Genomic DNA, 6,355 nt, shown 5'->3' on the forward strand with positions numbered 1-6,355 from the left:
AAGCGATAGAAGAATACAAACGATTTACTTCGGACGATAAATTGATGCGAGCTTACGCCGCCAGAGACGCATTTTTAGTAGGACAAAAAATGATGTTATCGAGAGAGCGAAAAGAAGGGAAACTTGAAGGAATAAAAGAATGCAAACTCGAAGGCGAAAAAAATAAAGCAATTTCAATAGCCAAAAATCTAAAAAAATCAGGTTTAGATATAGAATTTATAAGCGAAAACACGGGATTAAGTATCGAAGAAATAGAAAAACTTTAATTATAGCCTACACATATATTAGGTTATAAATACTCCTCAATCCTATTCGTTGAAGTCTTCCACTCTATGCCATCCTTCCTATTCTTTACATCGCAATACTTACAAAAAGGTATTGGTTTCGCCAAAAATTGAAGAACCTCTTGATAATCTCTCGCTTTATGAATATCTATATAATCATTAACGCTTATTGGAATATTTTTATTAAAAAATTTATTGAAATGTCTTATATTCGGAATATAAGAACAAGTATATAATCCCAGTCGTAATTTTAATTTTCGCTGTTTTGTGGATGGTTATGTATTAAAATTATTCAAAAATTTATTAATTTTATAAATATAAAAGTAGTTGATTTAAATTTATTTTAATTTATAATTACAAGTAAATAAATTATCATGAATTGAGGTATTAAATTATGGTCAGTATTTATAAAAGTTTAAAATGTGAATTTAGATATGAAATACTAATATTTATTTTAGATAAATTTCAATATATTGATAATAATTCATCATTAGATATAGAAAAGCTATATGAAGAATGTTCATATTATATTAAAGAAAAAGAAAAATACCATATCTTTCGTGACAAAAGCTATATTAAAAAATATTGTCAAGATGTGTTAGATGAATTAAATAACAGAAGGATATTAAGATATGAAATTGGAAAAATAATTTTAATTAATAAAAAATTTGCTTTAGAGATAATAATGAATATGAAATTATCAATAAGATATGCTCTGATATTTTAATTGAAATAGCAATAAATAACAAAAAAATTAATGAAAATTTTGATTACAGCCATATATATTCGGAATTAAGCGATTATGAAAAATTATATTTTAATGAAGCTATAAACAAATTAATAAATGAAAAATTAGCATCATGCAATGGTTATAATATATCTTTAACTCAAAAAGGATTTGATTTAATTATTTCAGATAAAGATGATATCATAAATAAAATATGTTCTAAAATATTAGATAAGATAAATGAAATAAGATGTAATATAAATCAATTTTTTTATTATAGTGATTTATATTCAGAATTAAATAAATATGAAAAACTATATTTTAATGAAGCTATAAATCAATTAGTAAGTGAAGGATTAATATTGCATGACAAAAATACATGTGGTATAGTATTGACAGAAAAAGGCTTTTATAGGATACATCCAATTAATAACTAATTTTAATAATTTATATAAATTTACATCTTGACTTTAATAATATATGTATTATACTACTAATTATTATTTGTAAAATTAACAATGAGTAGGTTCTTATGGAAGAATATGCTATTTTGTCATCAAAATATCTTAAAGGTGCATCTGTAAAAAATTGGCATTTATTTAAAATAAAACAAAAAACTGTTAATAGCGATGATAAAATTAATATTACAGTTGAAAATAAATCCGAGTGTAATGAAATTATTAATAATTTCAGCATAGATGTGATGCCAATGCCTTTCTTTTATTATATGCTTAATGATAATGGCGTGATAAATGATGTATATGTAGATGGTATTTATTATACAGATAAAGATAATACAGTTTATTATAGTGATAATGAAGATATTATAAGGGTTTTATCTGCTTTTTTAGGGAGAGGAGTATGTGGAACTTGTGTATCTGTCTTATATAAAGACAATAATACAATCAATTAAGATATTTCTAGTCCTCATTAATCTCCTCCTCAATTTTATAATTTATCTATAACAAAATAATTAATAAAATTACAATTACTTTTTCAAAGTATTATTATACAAACACTTCGCCACTATATAATCCCTTTCCGTATTAATATCCAAAAACTCATTATTAGGAATAACATATAAATAAGGCTTCTTTCCGAAAAAGTATGAATTATTTTTCATTTGATTATATGGTTGTATAAAAATGCCTCCATCCTGCATATAATATTTTGGCAATTCTCTTGCGGGAACATGTCGCTCTTGATATGGATTATAATTTAAGGGTTTTTTATTTTCATTCCATAAATATTCTTGGAATTCTACAACCGATAATAATGAATCATAACCGTTATTCAAATTTGTTAAATATGTTTGTATAGCGTCATCGTAGGTTTTTGAACTCAATAACGGATTAGTGCAATGCGTCCAAACTACAATATCGGTTTTTATTAAATCGAGCATATTCCCAATCATATCGTTTGCAGAAGCTAATTTTTCATCGCAAAAATATTCTGGTCTTTTTACTGTCTCCGCTCCATAACTTTTTGCATGTTCCAACATTTCGTCCGAATCCGAACCGAATACTATTCTATTAATATTTTTGCATTCCTTTAATTGCTTTATTTTATTTGAAATTAATGTATCGTTTCCTAATTTTAACATGGATTTATTTTTAATACGAACGCTTCCTTTTCTTGCCACTATTATTGCCGTAATTTCCATTTAAATCCTCCTTAACTAAAAATAAATTCTTTTCCATCGTTATCAAAATATTTGCCGTCTTTTGAATATATGTCTTTAAACATTCCCTTTAATCCAATAGGATTTATGGATATTATTTCAGTATTAGGGTAAAAAGTTTTTTGAAATTCTTTAACCCTATTCCAACCAAATATAAGTCTATCAATATTTAAAGAAGATTTATCATTATAAAAATGTCCGCTATTTGTCGCGTCGCAGCCGACTAAATAAATTCTTTTAGGATTAGTCCAAAATATGAATTGAATAGCCTCGAATACCACCGACTCGAAATCCGCCAAAGGCAACGAAGTTATATCGTATATCAAATTATCATGCGAATGTAAAATATCCAAAACATATCTCTTGGCATTTTTAATTAATATAGAATCCGACTCCGACACCAAATCTTTCATATAATCTATGTCGCAAATCCCGAAAAAATATTGGCATTTCCCATCGTCATTTTTAATAATAAATTCTGGAATATCTTTCGTGGAATTCTTACAATCTTGTAAAAAATAATAATCCAACTTCGCTTTATCGTAATATATCGCTTGATTAACGCCCACATTAAGCGCGTTTTCAATCGGTATATATTTATTCAAAGTCGGTCCCGTTGCGATTAAAACGATTTCTTTTCCTTGATTTATATTTTTTATATTGTAAAAATGTGTTATAGTTAATATTTTTACTCATATTTAATTGATAATTTATAGCCGTAATTCTTTTGATTTTTTCGTCAAATATATTATTTATACTATCTAATCCGCCTTGAACATTATCTAACCTACCGTTTATATTTTCCAATCCGCCCCTCAAATCTTCCGTCCGTAATAAATATTCTCTTACGGCTTCTCTTAATCTTCTAAACGGTATGAACCAAGCTATTGTATCAATATAAGATTTCGGAGGCTTCTTTTTGAAAGTTATTTTTATAATATTATATATTTATCCGTTTCAGTTTTTTCAAATAACTTAATCATACTAACTCCTAAATTTATTCCTGAAATTATCTCGCCACTTTTTCACGTTTCTTTTCTCCTTTTTCGACAATTACAATTAACAATTAATTTTAAGAAAATTATAGCATGTTTGAGAAAAAATGTCAATAGTTTAATTTATAAAATCATTCCCACAGTCAATATGCGTCCAACCTGTTTTCCGTCTCTTCTATAAGAATAAAATATTTCGTTATAACTATTCAAATTCGATACTTCAATATTTTCTTCCATAAATCCGCAGTCAATCATTTGCAAAACCGCTTCCATTGAGTTATCGACATGCCATTTTCCGTTTATAATTCTTTTAGCTCTGAAATGAATCGCCACTTCCTCGCCTACTTCGTAATCTTTTTCAAATATATGCGCGCCTATATAAGCGTAAGTTGTCCTCGTATCGATATTGTATTCTTTTTTCATTGATTCTATAGTTTTTGGGATTATTTTTTGAACTATACCGCGCCAACTGCAGTGAATAGCTGCCATAGATTTAGTTTCTTTACAATACAAGATGACGGGAAGACAATCGGCGGTTTGAATTATCAAAGGAACATTTTTCAAATTCGTAATCAAAGCGTCCGTTTCTTTTACGGGATTTTCTTTATTATAAATATCTTTATTGCTTTCGTCTATTTTTGCGATATTATCTTTATGAACTTGATGCATGAAAATCGCTTTTTTTATATCCAAATTAATTTTATTAAAAAATTCAATCTCAAGTTTTTTTCTATAATCTTCCGTAATATCCGAAGCTTTTATACCAAGTCCCTTTGACGATGTGGCTATAAATATTTCTTTATTGTCGTTATTAAAAGGATAAAAAATTTCGCTCATTATTTAATTTTTAAACTTAATTTCTTTTTCCAATTCCGCAACTCTTTCCGACAGCTGTTTATTTTCTTTTCTTGCATTTTCCATTATGTTTTCGTATAGAACGACAATTTTCTGCGTGTATTCGAGTCTTTCTCTTAATTTCGTAATTTCTTCTTTATAAATTTCAATTTTAGACGAAAGCAATTTATTGTCTTCTTCCAAATCCGAAATAATTTCTTTTTCGTTATATTTCACTTTTCAAACCTTAAATTATTTATTATATACTATATAGTATGTAAATAATAATGCAATTGTCAAGTGCAAAACCTAAATTTTTGACATTATAATATCGCCCATTTCGGCGCATCCGACTTTTTGATATTTATTAGCCAATTCTTTATCTTTCGGCATCAAATCCGCCGTTCTGTAATTTTCTTCTATGGTTTTATAAACGGCGTTTTCAATATCTTCCGCTTCTTCGAATAAATTAAAAGAATATCTAAACATCATAGCCAAAGACAAAATAGCGCCTATTGGATTTGCAATATCTTTTCCCGCAATATCGGGAGCCGAGCCATGAATAGGCTCATACATGCCGAGCGAGCCGTCAGACAAACTCGCGGAAGGCGACATTCCAATCGAACCCGTAAGCATGCTCGCCTCGTCCGAAAGAATATCTCCAAACATATTTTCCGTCACAATAATTCCAAACTGCGAAGGATTGGCTATCAACTGCATTGCGGCGTTATCGACATACATATCGTTATATTCTATTTCTTCATATTCATCTTTTTTCGCAAAATCGTTCATAATCTCGCGCCACAATTTTGAAGTATATAAAACATTTGCCTTGTCTACCGAAGTAATATTTTTTTTATTTTTTTTAGCCATATCAAAAGCGACTTTTCCAATTCTCTTTATCTCGTCCTCTCTATAAACCATAATATCGCTCGCCTGCCTCATATTACCTGCCGTTTCAAAAGAATGTTTGCCAAAATATATTCCGCCCGTAAGCTCTCTAACGATAATAAAATCGCATTCGCTAACTTTTAAAGGCGACGCGTATTCGAGAGATTTCAATATTTTTGTCGGTCTAATATTCGCGTAAAGATTTAACTCTTTGCGAAGTTTCAATAATCCTCTTTCTGGTCTATTTTCAGTCTCTACATTATCCCATTTATAACCGCCGACAGAACCGAGCAAAACCGAATCCGATTTCAAGCATTTTTCTAAATTTTCGTCCGTTAAAGGAACGCCATGCTTGTCAATCGAGCATCCGCCCATATCGACATATTCCAAATTGAATTTATGCGAATATTTTTTTTCAATTTTTTTTAATATGTCAATCGCTCTTTCGATAATCTCGGGACCGATTCCGTCTCCTTTTATAACCGCAATATTTTTTTCTATTTTATTTTCTTTATTTTTAATTTCTTCCATAACAAAAAACCGTTTTTTATTTTTTAGAATTTTTTATAGAATTCAAAAGCCCGTTTGAGTTTATAATATTTTTAATAAATTCTGGGAAAGGCTCGGATTTATAAGTTTCGTTTTTCGTAATATTTTTTATTATTCCGCTATCAAAATCCACTTCAATCTCGTCATTGTCTTCGATTTTTTTGCTCGCCTCTTCGCATTCCAAAATTGCAAGTCCTATATTAATAGAATTTCTATAAAATATTCTCGCAAACGAAGACGCTATGACGCAGGATATACCAGATTCTTTTATCGCTATAGGCGCATGCTCTCTCGAAGAACCGCAGCCGAAATTTTCTCCTCCGACTATGATATCTCCTTTCTTTGCTTTATTTACAAAATCTTTATCTATATCTTCCTACAATGAGAGGCAAGC

The 6,355-nt window shown here is 28.8% G+C and carries 8 protein-coding genes and 2 pseudogenes; 3 read left to right on the plus strand and 7 right to left on the minus strand.

Features of this window, described 5'->3' with window-relative positions; genetic code table 11:
- From EZH24_RS14015 to EZH24_RS05760, 3 genes and pseudogenes are all read left to right on the plus strand, one after another.
- Positions 1-266 (plus strand): annotated as a pseudogene (locus EZH24_RS14015) (Rpn family recombination-promoting nuclease/putative transposase); the annotation flags it as partial.
- A gap of 412 nt (positions 267-678) precedes the next feature.
- Complete coding sequence (locus tag EZH24_RS05755) at positions 679-1,011, plus strand: hypothetical protein (RefSeq protein WP_137998186.1); 333 nt, start codon at positions 679-681, stop codon at positions 1,009-1,011.
- A gap of 532 nt (positions 1,012-1,543) precedes the next feature.
- Complete coding sequence (locus EZH24_RS05760; RefSeq protein WP_137998187.1) at positions 1,544-1,924, plus strand: hypothetical protein; 381 nt, start codon at positions 1,544-1,546, stop codon at positions 1,922-1,924.
- A 75-nt stretch (positions 1,925-1,999) separates the two neighbouring features.
- Here the strand turns inward: EZH24_RS05760 and EZH24_RS05765 are convergent, their stop codons facing one another.
- From EZH24_RS05765 to EZH24_RS05795, 7 genes and pseudogenes are all read right to left on the minus strand, one after another.
- Entirely contained in the window at positions 2,000-2,674 is a 675-nt protein-coding gene (locus EZH24_RS05765; protein ID WP_137998188.1) for an acylneuraminate cytidylyltransferase family protein, read from the minus strand.
- A gap of 11 nt (positions 2,675-2,685) precedes the next feature.
- Positions 2,686-3,297: a hypothetical protein gene (locus EZH24_RS05770; protein WP_137998189.1), complete on the minus strand. Its 612-nt coding sequence runs from the start codon at positions 3,295-3,297 to the stop codon at positions 2,686-2,688.
- Positions 3,290-3,511 (minus strand): hypothetical protein, encoded by a 222-nt coding sequence (locus tag EZH24_RS05775; RefSeq protein WP_137998190.1) that lies wholly within the window; start codon positions 3,509-3,511, stop codon positions 3,290-3,292. The genes EZH24_RS05770 and EZH24_RS05775 overlap by 8 nt, the downstream gene beginning before the upstream one ends.
- Positions 3,512-3,810: 299 nt before the next feature.
- The gene (locus EZH24_RS05780) at positions 3,811-4,524 is read right to left on the minus strand and encodes a purine nucleoside phosphorylase YfiH/LACC1 family protein (protein WP_137998191.1); all 714 of its coding nucleotides are present in this window, start codon (positions 4,522-4,524) and stop codon (positions 3,811-3,813) included.
- A gap of 3 nt (positions 4,525-4,527) precedes the next feature.
- The gene (locus EZH24_RS05785; RefSeq protein WP_137998192.1) at positions 4,528-4,758 is read right to left on the minus strand and encodes a hypothetical protein; all 231 of its coding nucleotides are present in this window, start codon (positions 4,756-4,758) and stop codon (positions 4,528-4,530) included.
- 72 nt (positions 4,759-4,830) lie between these two features.
- Complete coding sequence (gene leuB, locus EZH24_RS05790; RefSeq protein WP_137998194.1) at positions 4,831-5,913, minus strand: 3-isopropylmalate dehydrogenase; 1,083 nt, start codon at positions 5,911-5,913, stop codon at positions 4,831-4,833.
- A gap of 46 nt (positions 5,914-5,959) precedes the next feature.
- Positions 5,960-6,355, minus strand: a pseudogene (locus tag EZH24_RS05795) (LeuD/DmdB family oxidoreductase small subunit); the annotation flags it as partial.

This window comes from Brachyspira catarrhinii (assembly GCF_005518285.1).
GTDB lineage: Bacteria > Spirochaetota > Brachyspiria > Brachyspirales > Brachyspiraceae > Brachyspira > Brachyspira catarrhinii.